The following is a 19,152-nucleotide window of genomic DNA, read 5'->3' on the forward strand; positions in this document are numbered from 1 at the left end:
CGCAGAGGACCATGCCCTTGGGCATGGGTGAATGCGGCTGTTGCGCGCGAAGCGCGTGATGTTCAAGTGCCACGCGCTTGCGCGTGGGTATCTACTTGCAAAGTCTTATTATGTCATTGCGAGGAGTCCCCCACGAATCTTGGGGGACGACGAAGCAATCTCCTGCAGATAGTGTTTTCAGGAGATCGCCACGCTCTTCGAGCTCGCGATGACAACTTTATGAGTAGACCTTAAAGAGTTTTCAGAATTTTTTCAAAGGAAAGAGGCAACGCACTGGTAAACTCACATGTTTCACCTGACTCTGGATGTTTGAAAACGAGTCGAGAGGCATGCAAGAGATGATGATCAAGCTTCAACGTCTCTTCAGCTCTCCTTTTCGGATTTTGATAGAGTCGGTCTCCTGCAAGTGGATAGCCATCAGAGGCAAGATGAACGCGAATTTGGTGTCGAACTCCAGTTGAGATGTTTATTTCCAACAACGTATGATCACCATAACGTTTGAGAGTTCGATATTCCGTATGTGCAGGGCGTCCCTTGTGAGAAAGGATCATCTTTTTCTTTTTTCGAGGGTGATGCACAATCGGACGCTCTATCTCACCTTGCTTGGGAGGATTTCCAACAACAAGCGCCAGATATTCTTTATGGATTTTCCCTTTTGAAAATTGTTCACGCAAATTTTCATAAGCATCTTTTGTTTTTGCAATGATGAGAAGACCAGAAGTGTCATTATCAAGTCGATGAACGAGACCGAAATCGGGCAATGGAGAATTCGTAAGCTTCAGAAGATCAACAAGCGTTGGCGAAACGCCATCTTTTTCCGGAAGACAAGGAACGCCAGCAGGCTTTTCAATCACCATCAGTGAGGCATCTTCGAAAATTATGTTTGGTTTTGCCGGCATTGGAGCTGCAGATCTGCATGCGTAATATGGAAACGATCGTGAAGAATATCTTGTGCACGGTGACGAAGAGAATCTGCAACCGAGAGAGGCATGTCAGCTAAATCAAGATGAGCGGTCATGACATACATATTTTTTGTCAGTTCCCAGATATGTATATGATGAACGTTCTGAATTTCAGGAATTTTCTGTATGAGCGTTTTTCTGATGGTTTCGGGCGAAAGATTTTTGGGCGTTGATTGCAAGAGGACATGCACAGCATCGCGAATGAGTCCAAACGACCAATAGGCAATGACAAGTGCGATAAGAACAGAAGCAATGGGATCAGCTGCGGTCCATCCAGTGAAATGAATGATCAGAGCGGCAATCACCACACCCACTGATGAACCAAGATCAGAAAGGACATGCAGAAATGCTCCTTTGGCATTGATGTCATCTTCCACGATACGATGGAGGATCAGCGCCGTTACTCCATTGACCACAAGCCCGATGACCGCGATCACAAACATGGGTGTCGATTGTATAGCTTCTGGAGTGATGAAACGTTTGTAGGCTTCGTAGATGATCCAAAAGACAATGAGAAGAATGGTCATGCCATTGACAAGTGCTGCGAGAATTTCAGCGCGATAGAGTCCAAAACTTCTCTCTTCCGTTGCCGGTTTCATGGAGAGGATGACCGCTGTATAGCTGATGGTGAGCGCAAAGAGATGGGTGAACATGTGTCCTGCATCGGAAATGAGAGCCAAGGACCCCGTCCACCATCCGCCGAGAGCTTCGAGAATCATGGTCATTGCGGTAATGGCAATGGAAATCAGAAAACGCTGTTTTTTCATGTGAGCGACTGGATCGTCCGTGCGTTCGCCGACGGCGATACATTCAACATGGCGTTTCCCATCTTCAGTGTGGTGGTGAAAATCGTGCATCACGCTATCATGCCCTCAAGAGGGTCAACGAATCAAGATGAAGTTCATAAAGATTTTTCGTTGCTTCCTTTTCTTAAATCATTCACATGTGAGGGTATGAGTCAAAAACGTCTTGCAATTGTGCTTTCTGGTGGGGGCGCGCGTGGCGCCTATGAAGCAGGGGTCATTCATTATATTCGAACCATGCTTCCAGCTCATGTCAGGGAGCGGCATTTTGATATTCAATGCGGCTCTTCTATCGGCGCGATCAATAGTTGTTTTATGACCGCCATGGCGCACGATCCTGAAGCCCAAGGAAAAGAGATTCGACATTTATGGGAACGCGTACGCGAAGAAGATGTGTATCGTCGCGATCCTCAGGCGTTACTCGGCTTTCTCTCCAAAACAGGTCGTGGTGTCGTGACGAATCTTTTTATGGGCGCGCGACGATCCAATCATTTTCACGGATTTTTAGATACCTCTCCACTCCTTCCTTTTTTGGAGAGAATTATTCCATGGCAAATGATTTCAAAAAATATTGCCAACGGTCTAGTGAAAGCTCTTTCGATTGTGGCGACCAATGTTTTTACCGGAAAAATGGAACTCTTCATCGAGAAACAACCACAGATCGAATACACCGGCGAATATCTCACGCACATGACACAGGTCACAGCTCTTCATGTGATGGCATCTTGTGCTATCCCCGTTGTTTTTCCCTCCGTGCTTGTCGATGGCGTGGCGTATATTGATGGCGGTTTACGTCTGAATACCCCGATGTCTCCGGCCATTCAACTCGGAGCTGATTCGATTCTCATTATTGGTCTTCACCACAAACTTGCTCGGGGTGAGCATTTGCCAGAGCATGGAGAAAAAGGGGTGCAACCTCCGCTGGGACAAATTGTGGGTCGTGTCATGAACTCTATTTTTCTGGATCGTACGCAATATGACATCGAACAATTGGAACGCATCAACCGCATTGTCGATTGGTCGATAAAACTTTATGGTGACCGTTATCTTGAAGATTTGAATCACATGCTTCAGCGAGAAAATATTCGAGGAGATATTGCCGATCGTGGACTCAAGCGCATTACTGCGCTTCGCATGCTTCCCTCAGAAGATATTGCCGAACTTTTTAATCGTTACTATCAGATGCGTCGGCGCACACGGCTCACCACGTTTGAGCGCGTGATGATGCGCATTCTCGATATCGATCCTGCGGGGAGCACCGATTTTCTTTCCTATATTAGTTTCCGCCCAGATTATCTCAAAGCGCTCCTCGATCTCGGTTTTGAAGACGCTCGCACACATCACGACAAACTCGTCAGTTTCTTGGAGCAGTGATTTTACAACTCGTCGTATCAGAATTTAACGTGGTAAGTATTTTAAAATTTCTTGATCGAGATGAACTGCTGAAGATCGAAGAGCTTGTTTCCATTTTTTCCCTCGCCTCTCAGCTTCTTTCCAAGCTCTTTTTAAAGATGTGCTATCTTCTTCTCCAAGCAGGGCAATAAGTTGAGATGCTTGATGAAGATCTTTGGTGCGTTTTGCTTGGTCCGTGATCGATCTTCTGGTGGCTACAATCAACTTATGAATGGCAAATCGTGCCGGATGAGGAACAGTCACCGGAATTCCGCCACGAGGTCCCATCAGAAGAGCCCGGACAATATCTTCGATTAAAAAATCGAGAAAAGAGAGAGCGAGAACTTCGCTGTCGATAAGTTTTGGTATGGTGATAATTCCTTTTGGACGACCACGCTGAGGAGTGAGGAGATCGATGCGAATGCCGTGCGGATCAATATAAGAACTTGCAGGGTCAGAGTGGATCAGTTGCGGAATTTCTCGAAAAGGAAATCCATATTTGGTGAGATAGTGACGAAGATTGAACGGTTCTTGTGGAAGAATCTCGATTGTTGGATCAAAGACAATATCAACATCGTTTGTCTTGAGGGTGGCATTATCAAAGATGGCTCCAAGCATTCCCGTATATGTTTGAAATGCAAGAGATCCAACAAGAACACCGCTTCCATCAATGATATTTGCTTCTGAAAGACACTGAACAACATTGGCCATTCTTGCATCAAGTTTTGGGATTCCGCCCCTTACGAGCATCGAAGCCTGACGGTCCTCACGTTCACGGTGCACTTTAAGAAGTTTTGTTATTTCACGTCGCTCTTGTCGCGATTGTTCGATCAAAGAGTTTTTTTTGGGATCAGCTGGTCCAACGTAGATTTGTTTTGTCTGACCATCTTCGTAAGACTGGGTGTACCAGTATATTTTTCCTTTAATGGTTTTTTTGACATAGCGAGGAATGGCATTTAGTTTTGGTTCTAATGATGCACGGGCAAAACAGGTCTCTTGGAATTCAGAAAAAAGGGTCCTGGTAGCAAGATCGAGTCGCATGGTTAGTTATACGTTAACATAGGGTATTTTCAAAAATCAACGTATAACTCATATTCAAGAGAATATTTATATTTCAATGGGTTATGGAGTCAAACGCATAATCATTCTCGGAAACGGAATGGTTTCACGAATGTGATGTGTTCCGCAGATCCAGCCGGTGAGACGTTCAAGACCATAGCCAAAACCAGAGTGGGGAACAGAGCCATATTTGCGCAGATCAAGATACCATTCAAACGCTTCGCGTGGAAGACCGTGTTCTTTGATGCGCGCTGCAAGCATTTCATAATCATCTTCACGCTGACTGCCGCCAATAATTTCACCAAATCCTTCAGGAGCTAACATGTCAGCACAAAGCACATAGTTCGAATCTTTTGGATCACGCTTCATGTAAAACGCTTTCACGTTTGCAGGATATTTTTCGACAAAAAGAGGTTTGGTCATTTTCTCGGTGAGCATCGTTTCATCAGCTGCACCAAGATCGCTTTCGTGCGAAATTTCACTCCCCTGTGCGCGTAATTTTTTGACAACATCCGTATGTGTCATGCGTGGGAAAGGAGGAGTGACATCTTCAAGCGGCTGAGTGTTGCGTTCGAGCATTTCAAACTCTGATTTGTTTTTTTCAAGACATCGTTTGACGATATGTGAAATGAGTTGCTCTTGAATCTCCATGTTTCCCTGATGTTCTACAAATGCCATTTCCGCATCCATCATCCAGAACTCAGTCAAATGTCGTCGAGTCTTCGACTTCTCAGCTCGAAACGTCGGACCAAAATCAAACACGCGCCCGTGCGCTGCTATTGCAGCTTCGATATAGAGCTGCCCTGATTGGGAGAGATAGGCTTTGCCCAAGTCAAAATAGGGAACTTCAAAGAGAGTGGTCGTTCCTTCGCATGCAGCTGGGGTTAAAATCGGAGCGTCGATTTTAATAAAATGATTTTTTTCAAACCATTCGTACGTTGCATAGATAATGGTATTGCGCACACGCTGGATTGCCCATTGCTTTGGTGAGCGAAGCCAAAGGTGACGTTGATCGAGCAGAAAATCAGGTCCATGTTCTTTTTTTCCAATCGGATATTCTTCTGCGATGTGGACAATTTTCAGATCACGCACTTGTACTTCGTATTCTTCTTTTTTGGGATGTTTTGTGACTTCACCACTGACAATGACAGACGACTCAAGTGTCAGACGGTTGGCATCAGTCCAGATTTTTTCAGGAACCTCTTTTTGTACGACAATGCCTTGCGTGAAGCCACTTCCATCGCGAAGCTGAAGAAAGGTAATTTTTCCAGAAGAGCGAAAATTATAGACCCATCCCTTGATCGTGACTGTTTTGCCAACATGTTGTGAAAGATGGGTGATCAAAACATCCATAGTAGCTCCGAAAGAAAGCGCTATTGCTAGCAGGCTTATAAAAGAGTGTAAAGATGAAGCACTCAATTTTCCCCTTGAGCTTTCAGCATAAATCAGGTTTTCAGAAATGAGAGGTTATTTCAAAATATTTATTGTTTGCGGGTCCTGCCGCCTGCGGCATTCCGGCGTCACCCCCAATTAATTATCTCTTTTGAAATAACCTCTTATTCTCAAGGAGAAAAATTATGTTCACATTACGATTTCGAGTTCTGGCGACAATGATTCTGCTGGCTGCGGCAACGCGATTACTTCCACATCCTCCGAATTTTGCACCGATTACGGCGATGGCCCTTTTTGGCGGCGTCTATTTTGAAAAACGTTGGCACGCTTTTCTGGTTCCTTTTGTGGTGATGATCTTCAGTGATCTCATTATCGGATTTCATCCGACGATTTTATTTGTCTACGCTTCTTTTGCTTTGATCATTTTGATTGGACTTTCACTCCGTAAACAAATGACGCTCATTCGCACCGCGAGTGCGATGCTCGGTTCTTCCATTCTTTTCTTTTTGATCACCAATTTCAGTGTTTGGCTCATGTATGAAACCTATCCGAAAACACTCGCAGGACTTATCACTTGCTATGTCGCGGCCATCCCCTTTTTCCACAACTCCCTTGTCGGAGATCTCTTTTATAGTACCGTTCTCTTCGGCGGATTTGCGCTGGCACAGCGATTCAAACCGAGTCTTTCAGTTGAGAGATCAATCGAAACAATCCACTAAATTGATTTTTTTGCGGTCATCCTGAGTAGATACCCACGCGCAAGCGCGTGGCACTTGAACATCACGCGCTTCGCGCGCAACAGCCGCATTCACCCATGCCCAAGGGCATGGTCCTCTGCGCGCGGGGTGGAGTTCAGATGGGGGTTGTCAGGGGGAGAGCAGGATCCCCCCCCTGACGTTAGCGAGCGTCGGGTTCACCCCGCGCGGGCGAATAGAGTGAAGGATCCCGTGTCATTCTCGGGATTCTTCACTACCCTCAGAATGACAAATTCAAAATCAAGAGCAAAATATAAATCGCAACATTCCTTGTTTTTAGTCGATAAAGAAAAGGAGAGGGGGCTTTGATAAGGTTTTTTGATGACAACTTTACTCTCAAAGAATGCGAACCATTTGATTTTTCGATTGAATGTTGACGGAGATCGTCAACTCTCTTCGGAAGAAATCGACATGCTCGCGACAACTGCGATGGCTCTTTCAGAAGAGCTTGATCTGCCACCGCTTGAATCGCTTCAACTTTTTCTCGCTTCCCATGCGCTTATCGATAAGGTCAGAATACGACTGGGATTGTCACGTTTTCAACCGCTTCCTCTTGAGGAACTTCAGCGCGATGTGGAAAATATTGATACTCTACCAATGTTTTCTCAACTCTTTCCAGGAGGAGAGACAATTGCCGTGGCAAGCATGATAAGTGGCGCAGCCATCAGTTTCCCGGAATTGTTGGATCTCTCTTTGGAAAACATGCCTGAAGAAGAAATTTTTTCTGTATGGGGTATTGATGTCGGGGCTTTTTTCGCTGGCATTGTTATCGATGTTCCGCGCGAACTTTTTCTTCTTCCGGGAAGGGTGATCTATCGCTCACTTGGATGCACCAATTCCTTTCATGATCTCGATCCTTCTCTGAGCAAATGTTATACGAATAATTGGAAGCGAACAGAAGTTTTTGAAAGTCACTTTGCTCGTGTTCCATTTGCCCTTGTCGATTCTATATCGCAAACCGTTGTTCGTCTTTTAGAAGTAACGGAAGAACTCGCGTCAGGACTTGCCTATCAATTTGGTCTTTCATCTCTGGTTTATGGAATGACACAAGGATGGATTGGAAAGCCGGCGCCACAGACAGAACGTGAATGGGGAACATTTACCGGTGGATTAGGACTCGCGACCGCAGGCTTACGTGCAAGTGTACTCAAAGGAAATAAAATCAATGGAGAATCGACTTTAAAAAAGACGAATATTGGTCATGAAGATTTATTTCCTTTTACAAGAGAGTTATTAGAAGCATTTAAAGATCACCTTGCACATGGTCGTCTCGATGAAGCAAAAGCGATGCTTGCTGAACTTGAATCAAATTCGAAAACTCCATCTGAAATATTTACTGTATATACTTTAAGAGGAGAAATTTTTTTTCGAGAAGGGAAAGTTGCGGAAGCGATTGTTCTTCTTGAAGAAGCGGAACGAGTTGGTGCAGAAGGTGGACAACATTTTTTTGCCTGTCAAACGGCGAAAGTTCTCGCAGAGCGCTATGCTCTTGAAGGCAATGGCGAAGCCGCTTTCGCTGCTTGGAAACGAGCCTATGAACATGCGGTCAAATCAGAACAGACGAATGTGATTGCGAATAACGGTATTCTTTATGCGCACGAACTTCTTGACCGAGGGTTGGCTGATATTGCTGTGGAAATCCTCGATCATATTGCTCCGGCTGCTAAAGAGACAGGAGGAGGAATTTTTGCTCAATATTTACTGACGCGCGCAGAACTTCTTTTCCTTCAGGGTCAAATACGTGAAGCTGTTGTCGTCTTGCGGGACGGTCTCAACGCCATTGAACGAGCATCACATCAGGTCAAAGGGAATTATTTTCTTCAATATGCGAAGGCACTCTATTTGGCAGGAGATCTTGAAGGAGCATTAAGATATGGAAGAATAGCTGAAGAGTTCCTTGAAGCAAACGGTGAAGCTGTGAGCTTGGCCGCACGACAAGCACAAATACAAGCCCTTTGTGATCTTCGTCGGCCACAAGAGGCCAGGAGAGCTTGGGAAGCAACTCAAGCAGCAATTGTACGTTTCTATAAAGGTCGTGAAATACCAGAAGCATTGAGACAACCAATTGTTCAAACCGAGGCAATGATCAATGAAATTGTTGGATATGCAACGGGAGATGTTATGATGTTGCGACGCGCACGGAATGCTTATGCAGCTTTAGGAGATCAAATTGGAGTGGCAAAAACACTTTGTTTCGAAGGAAAAGCTTTATTTAACCAAGGAATACCACTCGCTTCCATTGAGCCTCTTTTTGAAGCGATGCATATTGCTTTTCTCGAAACGACGAACCTTGAACTTGCTTCCTCTATCGCGAGGACATTTAACGAAGCATTGATTCAATTGGGATATGAACGTAGGATGCTGGATCCAGCGCTTGTTGCGAGAATGCTTGACACTCCTGAAATCTGGGAGAAGTTAATCGAACACGCTCAACCCGGAACTGTACAGATGTTAAGGGCAGAGCTTGCGATTGACGTGAAAAGATATGGGCTCGCATTACGGAACATAGAGGAAGTTCTAAGATTAGCAGAACAAGGAAATGTTTCTACGGAGATGTTTGTTATTGCAACCGGAGTTGGCATTTGGTTGCGAAGAGTTATTGGGGAAGCGCAATAAAACTCCACGCTAAACGTCGAACGTTATCCCCTGCGCCAGCGGTAAGTCCGTAGACCAGTTGATCGTATTGGTCTGACGGCGCATGTAGGCTTTCCAACTGTCAGAGCCGGATTCGCGGCCTCCGCCAGTCTCTTTCTCGCCGCCAAAGGCTCCCCCAATTTCAGCGCCACTTGTTCCGATATTAATATTGGCAATGCCGCAATCTGATCCCGCATGACTTAAAAATGTTTCGCTATTGATCACATTGGTGGTGAACATCGCGGAAGAGAGTCCTTGTGGAACATCATTGTGGATCTCAATGGCCTCTTCAAGTTTGTCGAATTCCAAAAGATAGAGAATCGGAGCAAAGGTTTCTTCTTTGATGATCTCCATTGTGTGATGTGCTTTCACGAGCGTTGGTTCGACATAACCTCCGCCAGGATAATTTTTTCCTTCAAGTTTTTTTCCGCCAAAAAGAATTTCTCCACCTTGAGTTCGAATGATTTCAAGCGCTTTTGTATATTGTCCCACAGCATCGAGATCGATTAACGGTCCCATGAGCGTATTTTTCTCAAGAGGATTTCCAATACGAACTTGTTGGTAAGCTTTTTGAAGTCGTGATGTGAGATATTTTGCGATTTTTTTCTGCATCAAAAGTCGTCGTGTGGAAGTACAGCGTTGTCCTGCGGTTCCAACGGCACCAAAGGTAATCGCGCGAGTGGCAAGATCGAGGTTCGCGTCATTCATGACGATGATAGCGTTATTTCCTCCGAGTTCTAAAAGAGAACGACCAAGTCGTCGTGCAACGACTTCGCCGACATAACGTCCCATACGACAAGAACCAGTTGCAGAGATCAATGGGACTCTACGGTCAGCAATAAGTGTTTCCCCGATTTCTTCATTCGTTCCGATCACGAGATTGAAAACGCCGGGGTAACCGGAATCCATCATGACTTCATTGATAATGTGTTGCACGGCGATCGCGCAAAGAGGAGTTTTGTGCGAAGGTTTCCAAATGACAGTGTCGCCGCAAATTGCCGCGATGAAAGCATTCCATGCCCACACAGCAACCGGAAAGTTAAATGCAGAGATGACTCCAACTGGTCCCAGGGGATGCCACTGTTCATACATGCGATGCAGTGGACGCTCACTGTGCATCGTGAAACCGTAAAGTTGACGTGAAAGACCGACCGCAAAATCAGCGATGTCGATCATCTCCTGAACTTCACCCTCACCTTCAGAAAGAATTTTCCCCATTTCTACGCTGACCAATTTCCCCAGAAGAGCTTTTTTCTCTCGAAGTTTATTTCCGATTTGGCGAATGAGTTCACCGCGCTGTGGCGCTGGTACCATCCGCCACCGTTTGAACTCGGCTTGCGCCGTTTCTATAATTTTTTTGTAATCTTTTTTTGTGGCCTGAGTTATAGAAGCAAGTGGAGAGCCATCAATAGGAGTTTTCGAGAGAAGCTCTGCCCCTGAGGTTTTAACCCAACTTCCTGCAAACGCTCCATGGTTTTTTTGATTGATTCCAAGTTCTTTGAGAAGAGTATTCATAGATCCCTCCTATCAGACTCCCATCTCTTTTCTGCAACCAGATACGCCGTAAGCGGCAGCTTGTCTTTTTGGACAATAAAATATTGTGGACATGCTTTTAACAGTTCCATCTGCTTTTGCGATGGTCGACCATGGGATTTTAATTCAAATGCGCATTCGTCAACGTAAACATCAATCTCGGCTTTAGACGTTTGACTGTAGAGATAGCTCGTTTCCATATCGTCAGCATATCGAAGGGTTTGAGCTACAAAGGCACATTCATCCAGATTGAACGAAGGCAAACTCTCTTCAAAGGTTCGACGGATCTGAAATCCAAGCGAGGAAAAGACGCGCGCAACAAAGGGATCGAGAGGATACATCTTCTTTTGTTTTGACGGGACAAATGTTTTTCGATGAATATCCATTTTTGGTAAAACTCGTAGAGAAAAATGATCTTCTTGCATATCCATAAGTGTTTTCACGGTATTGGCACTTTGAATATCCGTTCCTTTCCTTAAGACTTCATAATCAACACGGCTGTTCATGGTTTCCATGATGCGCCGACACAAGGCGGACAGAGATCGTTCCGGAGTGCGCACTTTGGACCATGTTCCCAGAAGCCAGTCGCGGTAAACGTTCCACACATAATCCGGGATGTTCTGTCGCTGTTTATAAAAACCGACAACCTGTGGAATACCTCCTGTTGTCAAATATTCATTCCAGGCTTTTTCCCAAGAGATGTTTTGTTCCTGCAACCAGCTTTGATTAAAATGATGATAATTGACATCGCGATATGGCAGCGCGAGATCGGGATAGAAGAAATCCATAAATTCCCGGAAATTCCAGGGTCGTAAAAAAATATTTTTTCCTTCTCCTTTTCGTCCGGGAAGTCTCTCGCCACTTTCCAATAAATATCTTGCTTCGCTTCCTGTACACCAGACGCGAACGGTTTGAAGTTTCCCTTCAGAATAGAGGGTACGAAGCGCAAGGTGCCAATCTGTTATCGATTGTACCTCATCCAGAACGAGCGTTGTCTTTCCCTGAAGAGAGGAAGAGAGATGCTGATAGAGATCTTTTTTATCGAGGATCACCGAACAATCAGTATAAATAAGAGTCTCTGAATCTTTCATCTGACTTAAAAAGAGCTTTAAACTCGATGTTTTTCCAACCTGCCTTGGACCGTAAAGAAGTGAAATGGTTCCAAAAGAAGTTTCAAAAATACTTATTGGTATTGAGGAATATTTCAATAAACCTTCTTTTCCCCATAAATCAAGCTCATTTTTGATGGCCGGATCATCAAATAATATATTGATATTATTATATGTTTTTAGATTATAATAAATCCTCATTTGTAATGAGGATTATCGAAATATTAGAAATTTGCAAGAAAAAAATGGGATTATTTTTGGGAGATATATCTCCTAAATTTAGGAGCTTCATCTCCTATTTCTAGTGCACATCCATTCAAGTTTTTTAGCAAGCAACATTTCTTGATTTCAACGGATAACCCTATTACGCATTTCAAAGTATCATCAAAAGGAGGCCATTATGTTTTCAGGAGGTAACGACCAGTGCAAATCATGCCATCGACCAGATCATGTATTTCTCTTTCGCGAAATAGACGAAAAGATTATTTTAGCTAATGAGGATGCCAAAAACCTAACATCCATTCAAACACAAGATGATATTTTAACGCAAGTGACTCAAATACAGCAGAGGCTTCTGACCAGCAATATTTCCTTTGAACCTCTTCCGGACGAAGTTTTGAGAAGAGTTGTACAGGCTCAAATAGGTATATTCAATTCATCAGGTCGCACAGCAACTACGCCCTGGGGAGAATTAATTCCAGATTGAAGATCTACCACTGCTTCCCCCACCAAGTAAAAAATAAATGAAGCGCCGTGCACTTATTTGGGAAAATTCCTGGTTTTATTGCCTTATCCCGGGAAATCTTTTTCGATCGCGGAAATTTCTGATGCACTGAGATTTATTTTTTCCGCGGCGAGTGAATCCTCAAGACTTTGAATGCGTGTGGCTCCTGGGATCGGAACAATACAGGGAGATTTGGCCATCAGCCATGCAAGCACTAAACAATGGGGGCTTGCGTCTCTTTCCCTAGCGACTTTTGCAAGTTCTTTAAAATTACCAATGAGTTTCACGCGACGACTTCCTCCAAGTGGACTCCAAGGAAGGAAGGTGAGCTTCTGATCTTCGCAGTATTGCAAAACACCATCGCGTTCTGGATTTCGACACCACGGATTATACTGATTTTGAATCGAAACGATGGGGAACATTGTTTGTGCTTGTTTGATTTCGTCGACAGAAACATTTGAGAGTCCTACAAAGCGAATGAGTTTTTGATCAACTGCTTCTTTCACCGGTTTTAAACTTTGACGAATGGGATAACGATCATCAGGTGCGTGCCATTGCCAGAGTGGAATGGGATGTGTTCCACCGAGCGCTTCATAACTTTCGTTGATAGTTTTTCGAAGATGATCGGGATTTCCATTGACCGTCCAATCACCGCTTGGCCGCATGAGACCACCTTTGGTCGCGACGATAATGTCATCTGTATTTCCTCGATATGTTGAAAGTGCTTTGGCGATGAGTATTTCGTTATGATGTTTATCATTTTCATCTTTGCAATAGGAATCTGCAGTATCGATCAGTGTTACACCTAATTGCAACGCCCGATGAATCACGCTGATCGCTTGTTCTTCAGAAGGTCGATTTGCAAGCGAGAGCGGCATGGCGCCAAGGCCAATGCGACTGATAGCAATTTCGGTATTTCCAAGTTTTGTGGTTTGCATGCTATCTCCTTATGAAATTTTTTTGAGAATACTTTTGAGTTGTCCAATCAAAATTGGAAGCTGATCCTGAATCGTATTCCACACAATCTCAACATCAATATCAAAGTATCCATGAATCAAACGATTGCGCGTGGCAATGATAATATTCCATGGAACAGAAGCATATTTTTTGCGGAATACAAGCGTGAGCTTGTTTGCAGCCTCTCCGATCATTTCAATTTCTTTGATCAGTGAAAGAAGGAGCTGACGATTCTCTTTAAGATCTTGTTGAGTTTTGTTTCTGATAAAAGAGCAAGCTTCCAGTGCTGCGTCGAGCATATGCTGAATGCGAATCATGTCAGGATTACGCGGCATAAAGAGTGTGCGCTTCTTTCAAGACTTCATCGCGAAAATAGTGACTGATTTCATTTTTTGTTTTGAGATCGATTTTTTTCCCATTGAGAAGTGTGGAAAGCTCTTGTTCGAGAACGACCATTTCAAAAAGATTTGGTTTTCTCTCTTTTTCGAATTCAATGAGAATATCAATATCACTTTGATCGTTAAAATCTTTTCCTAAGATTGAACCAAAAAGCATCAGCTTTTCAATGCCATGTTTTCTGCAAAAATGAACGAGAGCTTCTTGGGAAAGGGGAAAGCGAAAACGTGAAATCGTATCGGAGGCGGATTCATGTTGTATCGCTTCATGAATGAGTTGATCTAAAAGTTCACTTTGACTCTTGTGCAGTTGCTCCGCCTTTTGCTGAAGCCATGCAATATGTTGCGGAGGAAGCGTAAACGATGTGCGAACTCGTTTCTTTTCTCCTCGAAGGGGCCTTCCAGCCCTTTTTTTGCTTTTTTCAGACATGCCTATTATATATTACTTAATTAAGAATTAAGCAATACTTATTTAGAGATGCTTTTCAAGCTCTTGAGCAACTAGTTTCTTTTTTGACCGATAATATTCAGGAAAGAGGTTTTTATGGGCGACGGTATTGTCAAAAAAATAGCGGTTGTCATCAATAATGGTGATGAAGAGTGGCATCTTGAAAATGTCGACGCATCGCTTAACGTCCTCGAGTCACCGGAAACAGAAACCTTTGTCGTTTCAGTCCAGCCTCCGAAAAAACCACATGACCACTATATTTCAACGGCAAAAAAAGATGTAGAAGCGCTTCTCACCGATCTTCGTCAGAAAATTGATGATGACGATGAGGTTGTTTTCTATATTACTGGTCATGGAGCGAAGTTCGAAAAACAATCGACGATTTGTTTGAACGACGACTGCGATACTTTCCATTTACTTCAACAACTCGATCAGCTCTCTTTTGGAAATCGAACCGTTATTATGGATCAGTGTTTAAGCGGCGATCTCACTGCTCTTTTTGCTGACGATCAACGATCGCTTATTCTTTCGTTAAGTCATAATAATGAAACAGATATCTGTCCTGAGTTTGCACCATACTTTTGGTCGTCTGAGCCTGGTTCGTGGCTTGCGCGCTATCAACGTGCTTATCCTCATGTGCATAGTTCAACGCCAAAGATGGTGATGACAGCTGGTTACAAACTTAATGGAACATCGAGCTTTTCTTCAACGGTTGAACATTTTGAGACGGGAGAAGAGTTGGATTCATATTCGAAGCTAAAACCGGGAGAGCTTCGAATTGTTTATTTTTCTCTGAAAGATTGTAAACCTTGTATTGAATATGATCCGCTTTATACAAAATTTGCGCAGGATGGTGGTGGGATTTATCATTTTGTGAAAACAGAGAATACGGAACTTTCGGAAAAATACGGTTTTAAGAGTTGGCCTTCAGTGATGGTCATTGATGCGCAGGGAAGACAATTTACGATTCATGATAAAAAACATCTCTTCGAAGAAATAGCTGCGCTTTACCTTACTCCAGCACAGCGTCTCGAGCAGATTCGAAAGTCTCTCCTTCAGAAAGATGAGATAGGACTTCTTTTTGCCTCTTTTTATGCTCGTAAACTTGCGACTGAATTAACACCTGCAGAAGCAGCACGTGAAGCTCAGGCGCTTCGAGAATTGATAGTGGAATACGGACAGAAAATTGGGACAGGAGAAATCGATATTGATCCTGAGCGAGCGGGCTACATGAGTTATCATCTTCAACGTTCTTATGTCGCAATGACCTTACAGATGGAGCCCGAAGAATTGATAAAGGAGGTTCAAGCATTGAGCAAGCTTCTGAAGAATCTCCAGCAAGACTCTCCTCTTATGGGAACGTTCGACGATTTAGCAAGAGCGACCCTGCTTCATGCAGTACATGAAAAAGTTATCTTAGATAAAAAAGTTCCCTCGGAAAATTTTATCCCTCAGACTCGAGAGCACTTTGCAGCTTCTGAAAAAAGTGAACTCTACCGTCGTAACGCTATGATTGGATATGCACGCATGATTGCTACCTTTGATGTTTCACCAGAAGAAGTTCATCAGGGAATTCATGCACTGTCTGAGGTGGTAACGAAAACAGATAATATATTGCTCCTCGAAGGAGCGGTTCTTGCGGCGGCAACACTTCTTCCAAAGGTTCCACAACATGATTATAATGATCTTTTGAGCCTGGCTTTGAATATCTATAACAAAACAGCATCTGAAAATTCTTTTGATCCTCTGACGCACGATCGTGCTTATGAATTGATTAAACAGCTTGTGAAGCTTATGGAACAGATGCCATCAGAAGAGAAAAGTGCAGAAGTTCAGCTAACTCTTCCAAAACCACCGACTCCTTTTTTTACTTATGGAATTTCGTTAAATGTAAGAACCAAACCGATATCGTTAACCAGTTTTACGGTCCAGGATATTGGTGTCAGACAGTCTGTCTCTGGGCGTTTGTCATCTCTTCTCCCTCTTCACGATCTGGTAGACTTGGGAGTGAAACTTGAGGCGGGAATGGCCCAGGATGGTACTGGTAAAAATGTTGGAGAACCGACGTTTGATTTTTCACTAAGTGCTCTTTTCGGTCATTATGGAAAAGGAGGATTTATCACCGCTGATGTCGGAGTGGGGTATTATTTCGGCTTTCAAAATGAACCATTTGTGACCGGAAGCGCAGAGATGGGACTTCATCTCATTCCCCATTTTGCCGCAAGTTTTTATGGCCAGGTTGGAGTTACCTTTGATCGTCAGGAAGCCAATGGACAATTTGGTTTACGTTTCTGCATTACGAAATAAATAAATTCTCTGTCTTTAATGTCTCACGAAGAATGTCGATGGCTTTATCGATTTCTTTGGTCGTTACTGTCAGCGTTGGACGGAAGCGAAGAGAACGAGTACCACACGCAAGAATAATCATTCCTTTTTCATAACATTTCTTTCGAACTTGGTCGCGAGTTTCTGGAGATGGGAAGTCGATCGCACACATTAAACCTAAGCCACGTGCATTGGTAATATCAGATTCGCGTTCAAGTTCCACAAGTCGAGAAAGCAGATGTTTTCCAACTGTCGCAGCATGTTGAATCAATTTTTCTGTATGAATGATTTCCAAAATTTTGGCGACACGCACCATATCGACGAGGTTACCACCAAACGTTGAATTGATACGGCTTTGCTCAACGAAGACATTTTTTTCTATTTCATCAACGCGTCTTCCAACTAAAATACCACACACCTGCGATTTTTTTCCAAAGGCAAGAGCATCTGGGACAACATGAAAGTGTTCATAAGCCCAAAACTTTCCGGTCAAACCAAAACCGGTTTGGACTTCATCAAAAATCAGCATGATCTCATGTTGATCGCAAAGTGTTCGCAGTTCTTTGAGAAATTCAGCACGAAAATGATTGTCGCCTCCTTCGGCTTGAATCGGTTCGATGAGAAGAGCAGCAATATCATCTGGATTTTTTTTGATCGCGCTGTGAATTTGCTCAAGAGCTCTCTCTTCTAATGAAGCAGCCGCAGCCGTATTTGGTTTTCCACCTTCAAACGTGAGTGAAGGAGGATCAATACGTGGCCAATCAAAACGCGGGAAATACTGATATTTTCTCGGATCAGCGGTGTTGGTCAGAGAAAGAGTGTAACCGCTGCGTCCATGAAATGCATTTTTGAAATGTATGACTTGTCTTCCTTTTTCATCTTTCGATCCACGAGCAAAATTCTTTTTGACCTTCCAGTCAAAAGCAACTTTCAGTGCATTTTCGATTGCGAGTGTTCCGCTATCGATCAAAAAAAGATGAGGAAGTTCTTTTGGAATGGCATAGCGGCCAAAGGCATCGACGGTTTCGGCAAATTCGACCGTGTAGACATCGGGATTGGAGACTTTATTGATCGCTGTTTTTCCGAGCTTCGTTATAAATGTGGGATTTGAAATTTTGGGATGATTAAAGCCGACCGGAAGCGAAGCGAAAAAACTAAACATGTCGAGAAATTCGCGTTTGCCTTTAGAATCGTACAAATAACAACCGTGCGATTTTTCCAGATCGCAGACAAAATCATATCCTTCAGCGAGAATATGTTTTTTCAGTGTTGCGTGAACGTCATTTGATGTCATGGTCATGGTATCTCCTAAGTTTTAATAAACGCCACGCGAGTGGTGAACTTTCTCGCCCCTCCGGTTCTCTCTCCGGGGAACGCCGCTGCGGTTACGCTCCTCGCGGTCTCTGTTTCGGTCAGCGTTTGTAATAAGCATTGACACGCTGACCTCAAAGGTCCCCTTCGAGAAAACCGCTCGGGGCTTTCGAAAATTTTTATCGATACGCTTCAATTCCTGTGATGTCAGCCCCAATAATTAAGGTATGCATCTCATGCGTTCCTTCGTAGGTATAGACACTTTCCATATTCAGCATGTGGCGGATCACAGGGTATTCGTCGAGAATTCCATTTGCGCCTAAAATTTCGCGAGCGGTACGAGCAATGTTACGTGCGATGTTGACATTGTTCATTTTCCCCATCGAAATATGGGTGTGGCGAATTTTTCGACTGTCTTTCAAACGACCAAGTTGAAGTGCGAGCAATTGACCTTTGGTAATTTCGGTTAGCATCTCGACAAGTTTTTTCTGCGTCAGTTGAAATCCTGCAATAGGTCGATCGAATTGAATGCGCGACTTCGAATAGTTGAGCGCTGCTTCATAGCAGGCGATTGCGGTTCCAAGGGCTCCCCAAGCAATACCGTAACGCGCTTGATTGAGACATTTGAGTGGGGCTTTCAGCCCTTTTGCTTTTGGTAACCGATTTTCTTCGGGAATGAGCACATCTTCGAGCACGAGTTCCGAGGTCATCGATGCGCGCAGCGAAAACTTTCCTTTCATCTCTGGTGCGCTAAATCCCTTCATCCCTTTTTCCACAAGAAATCCTAAAATTTCACCTTGATCATCCTTTGCCCAAACTATCGCGACATCAGCAATGGTACCGTTGGTGATCCACATTTTTGCCCCAGAAAGGACCCAGTCCTTTCCTTTTTGGCGTGCGCGCGTGATCATGCCGCCGGGATTAGAACCAAAATCTGGTTCCGTAAGTCCAAAACAACCAATCTTCTTTCCACTGGCAAGTTCAGGAAGCCATTTTTTTTTCTGTGCATCTGAACCAAATTCATAAATCGGGAACATGACAAGCGACCCCTGCACAGAACAGAAACTGCGGAGTCCCGAATCACCTCGTTCAAGTTCCTGCATGAGAAGACCATAGGCAACATTATTTAATCCAGCACATCCATATTCTGTGGGAAGATTGGAACCGAAAAACCCAAGAGAAGCCATCTTGGAAATGAGTTCTGTTGGAGACGTTGCATTTCGATGATGCTTTTCAATGATCGGCAACACTTCGCTGTCGACAAATGCACGTGCAGCATTTTGAATCATGATCTCATCTTCAGAGAGGAGATCGCTGATATTGAAATAATCGAGACAAGAAAGTTGAGCCATA

General features: G+C 43.9%; 16 protein-coding genes. 5 read left to right on the forward strand and 11 right to left on the reverse strand.

From position 1 onward, the window contains the following. Positions 1-230: 230 nt before the first annotated feature. Both A3C46_08075 and A3C46_08080 read right to left on the reverse strand, forming a co-directional pair. On the reverse strand, positions 231-899 hold the full coding sequence (locus A3C46_08075; protein OGQ21341.1) for a hypothetical protein: 669 nt from the start codon (positions 897-899) through the stop codon (positions 231-233). Next, on the reverse strand, positions 878-1,729 hold the full coding sequence (locus A3C46_08080) for a hypothetical protein (protein ID OGQ21468.1): 852 nt from the start codon (positions 1,727-1,729) through the stop codon (positions 878-880). Before A3C46_08080 ends, A3C46_08075 begins: the two co-directional genes overlap by 22 nt. Positions 1,730-1,828: 99 nt before the next feature. On the opposite strand from A3C46_08080, the gene A3C46_08085 reads away from it, so the two are divergent. After that, the gene (locus A3C46_08085; protein ID OGQ21342.1) at positions 1,829-3,139 is read left to right on the forward strand and encodes a hypothetical protein; all 1,311 of its coding nucleotides are present in this window, start codon (positions 1,829-1,831) and stop codon (positions 3,137-3,139) included. 24 nt (positions 3,140-3,163) lie between these two features. Here the strand turns inward: A3C46_08085 and A3C46_08090 are convergent, their stop codons facing one another. Together A3C46_08090 and A3C46_08095 are read right to left on the reverse strand one after the other, a co-directional pair. After that, positions 3,164-4,198, reverse strand: a complete 1,035-nt coding sequence (locus A3C46_08090) for a hypothetical protein (GenBank protein OGQ21343.1) — start codon at positions 4,196-4,198, stop codon at positions 3,164-3,166. 81 nt (positions 4,199-4,279) lie between these two features. Continuing rightward, on the reverse strand, positions 4,280-5,569 hold the full coding sequence (locus A3C46_08095) for an asparagine--tRNA ligase (GenBank protein OGQ21344.1): 1,290 nt from the start codon (positions 5,567-5,569) through the stop codon (positions 4,280-4,282). A gap of 224 nt (positions 5,570-5,793) precedes the next feature. Between A3C46_08095 and A3C46_08100 the strand changes: the two genes are divergently transcribed. Together A3C46_08100 and A3C46_08105 are read left to right on the forward strand one after the other, a co-directional pair. Next, positions 5,794-6,327: a hypothetical protein gene (locus A3C46_08100; GenBank protein OGQ21345.1), complete on the forward strand. Its 534-nt coding sequence runs from the start codon at positions 5,794-5,796 to the stop codon at positions 6,325-6,327. A gap of 357 nt (positions 6,328-6,684) precedes the next feature. After that, positions 6,685-8,979, forward strand: a complete 2,295-nt coding sequence (locus tag A3C46_08105; protein OGQ21346.1) for a hypothetical protein — start codon at positions 6,685-6,687, stop codon at positions 8,977-8,979. Between the two features lie 9 nt (positions 8,980-8,988). Here the strand turns inward: A3C46_08105 and A3C46_08110 are convergent, their stop codons facing one another. Together A3C46_08110 and A3C46_08115 are read right to left on the reverse strand one after the other, a co-directional pair. Further along, the gene (locus tag A3C46_08110) at positions 8,989-10,512 is read right to left on the reverse strand and encodes an aldehyde dehydrogenase (protein ID OGQ21347.1); all 1,524 of its coding nucleotides are present in this window, start codon (positions 10,510-10,512) and stop codon (positions 8,989-8,991) included. Then, positions 10,509-11,840, reverse strand: a complete 1,332-nt coding sequence (locus A3C46_08115) for a hypothetical protein (protein OGQ21348.1) — start codon at positions 11,838-11,840, stop codon at positions 10,509-10,511. Before A3C46_08115 ends, A3C46_08110 begins: the two co-directional genes overlap by 4 nt. 199 nt (positions 11,841-12,039) lie before the next feature. On the opposite strand from A3C46_08115, the gene A3C46_08120 reads away from it, so the two are divergent. Then, positions 12,040-12,345 (forward strand): hypothetical protein, encoded by a 306-nt coding sequence (locus A3C46_08120; GenBank protein OGQ21349.1) that lies wholly within the window; start codon positions 12,040-12,042, stop codon positions 12,343-12,345. A gap of 83 nt (positions 12,346-12,428) precedes the next feature. Here the strand turns inward: A3C46_08120 and A3C46_08125 are convergent, their stop codons facing one another. Genes A3C46_08125 through A3C46_08135 form a run of 3 tightly spaced genes read right to left on the reverse strand, consistent with a single transcriptional unit; the run spans position 12,429 to position 13,950 of the window. Beyond that, positions 12,429-13,301, reverse strand: a complete 873-nt coding sequence (locus tag A3C46_08125) for an aldo/keto reductase (protein ID OGQ21350.1) — start codon at positions 13,299-13,301, stop codon at positions 12,429-12,431. 9 nt (positions 13,302-13,310) lie between these two features. Further along, complete coding sequence (locus A3C46_08130; GenBank protein OGQ21351.1) at positions 13,311-13,655, reverse strand: hypothetical protein; 345 nt, start codon at positions 13,653-13,655, stop codon at positions 13,311-13,313. Then, on the reverse strand, positions 13,645-13,950 hold the full coding sequence (locus A3C46_08135; GenBank protein OGQ21469.1) for a nucleotidyltransferase: 306 nt from the start codon (positions 13,948-13,950) through the stop codon (positions 13,645-13,647). The genes A3C46_08130 and A3C46_08135 overlap by 11 nt, the downstream gene beginning before the upstream one ends. 309 nt (positions 13,951-14,259) lie before the next feature. Between A3C46_08135 and A3C46_08140 the strand changes: the two genes are divergently transcribed. Further along, complete coding sequence (locus A3C46_08140) at positions 14,260-16,470, forward strand: hypothetical protein (protein ID OGQ21352.1); 2,211 nt, start codon at positions 14,260-14,262, stop codon at positions 16,468-16,470. Here A3C46_08140 and A3C46_08145 read toward each other — a convergent pair. After that, positions 16,460-17,782 carry an L-lysine 6-transaminase gene (locus A3C46_08145; GenBank protein ID OGQ21470.1) on the reverse strand — a complete coding sequence of 441 codons (1,323 nt, stop codon included), beginning with the start codon at positions 17,780-17,782 and terminating at the stop codon, positions 16,460-16,462. The two genes, A3C46_08140 and A3C46_08145, sit on opposite strands and share 11 nt — an antisense overlap. A 196-nt stretch (positions 17,783-17,978) precedes the next feature. Continuing rightward, a complete protein-coding gene (locus tag A3C46_08150; protein OGQ21353.1) occupies positions 17,979-19,151 on the reverse strand; it encodes an acyl-CoA dehydrogenase in 1,173 nt (390 codons plus the stop codon). Position 19,152: the final 1 nt, after the last annotated feature.

The sequence above is a fragment of the Deltaproteobacteria bacterium RIFCSPHIGHO2_02_FULL_44_16 genome, assembly GCA_001798185.1.
Classification (GTDB): domain Bacteria; phylum UBA10199; class UBA10199; order 2-02-FULL-44-16; family 2-02-FULL-44-16; genus 2-02-FULL-44-16.

What these genes read in the sequence shown, in the direction of transcription:
- A3C46_08075 (OGQ21341.1), bottom strand. Translation starts at nt 899, where the DNA reads ATGCCGGCAAAACCAAACATAATTTTCGAAGATGCCTCACTGATGGTG.
- A3C46_08080 (OGQ21468.1), bottom strand. Translation starts at nt 1,729, where the DNA reads ATGAAAAAACAGCGTTTTCTGATTTCCATTGCCATTACCGCAATGACC.
- A3C46_08085 (OGQ21342.1), top strand. Translation starts at nt 1,829, where the DNA reads ATGCCCTCAAGAGGGTCAACGAATCAAGATGAAGTTCATAAAGATTTT.
- A3C46_08090 (OGQ21343.1), bottom strand. Translation starts at nt 4,198, where the DNA reads ATGCGACTCGATCTTGCTACCAGGACCCTTTTTTCTGAATTCCAAGAG.
- A3C46_08095 (OGQ21344.1), bottom strand. Translation starts at nt 5,569, where the DNA reads ATGGATGTTTTGATCACCCATCTTTCACAACATGTTGGCAAAACAGTC.
- A3C46_08100 (OGQ21345.1), top strand. Translation starts at nt 5,794, where the DNA reads ATGTTCACATTACGATTTCGAGTTCTGGCGACAATGATTCTGCTGGCT.
- A3C46_08105 (OGQ21346.1), top strand. Translation starts at nt 6,685, where the DNA reads ATGACAACTTTACTCTCAAAGAATGCGAACCATTTGATTTTTCGATTG.
- A3C46_08110 (OGQ21347.1), bottom strand. Translation starts at nt 10,512, where the DNA reads ATGAATACTCTTCTCAAAGAACTTGGAATCAATCAAAAAAACCATGGA.
- A3C46_08115 (OGQ21348.1), bottom strand. Translation starts at nt 11,840, where the DNA reads ATGAGGATTTATTATAATCTAAAAACATATAATAATATCAATATATTA.
- A3C46_08120 (OGQ21349.1), top strand. Translation starts at nt 12,040, where the DNA reads ATGTTTTCAGGAGGTAACGACCAGTGCAAATCATGCCATCGACCAGAT.
- A3C46_08125 (OGQ21350.1), bottom strand. Translation starts at nt 13,301, where the DNA reads ATGCAAACCACAAAACTTGGAAATACCGAAATTGCTATCAGTCGCATT.
- A3C46_08130 (OGQ21351.1), bottom strand. Translation starts at nt 13,655, where the DNA reads ATGCCGCGTAATCCTGACATGATTCGCATTCAGCATATGCTCGACGCA.
- A3C46_08140 (OGQ21352.1), top strand. Translation starts at nt 14,260, where the DNA reads ATGGGCGACGGTATTGTCAAAAAAATAGCGGTTGTCATCAATAATGGT.
- A3C46_08145 (OGQ21470.1), bottom strand. Translation starts at nt 17,782, where the DNA reads ATGACATCAAATGACGTTCACGCAACACTGAAAAAACATATTCTCGCT.
- A3C46_08150 (OGQ21353.1), bottom strand. Translation starts at nt 19,151, where the DNA reads ATGGCTCAACTTTCTTGTCTCGATTATTTCAATATCAGCGATCTCCTC.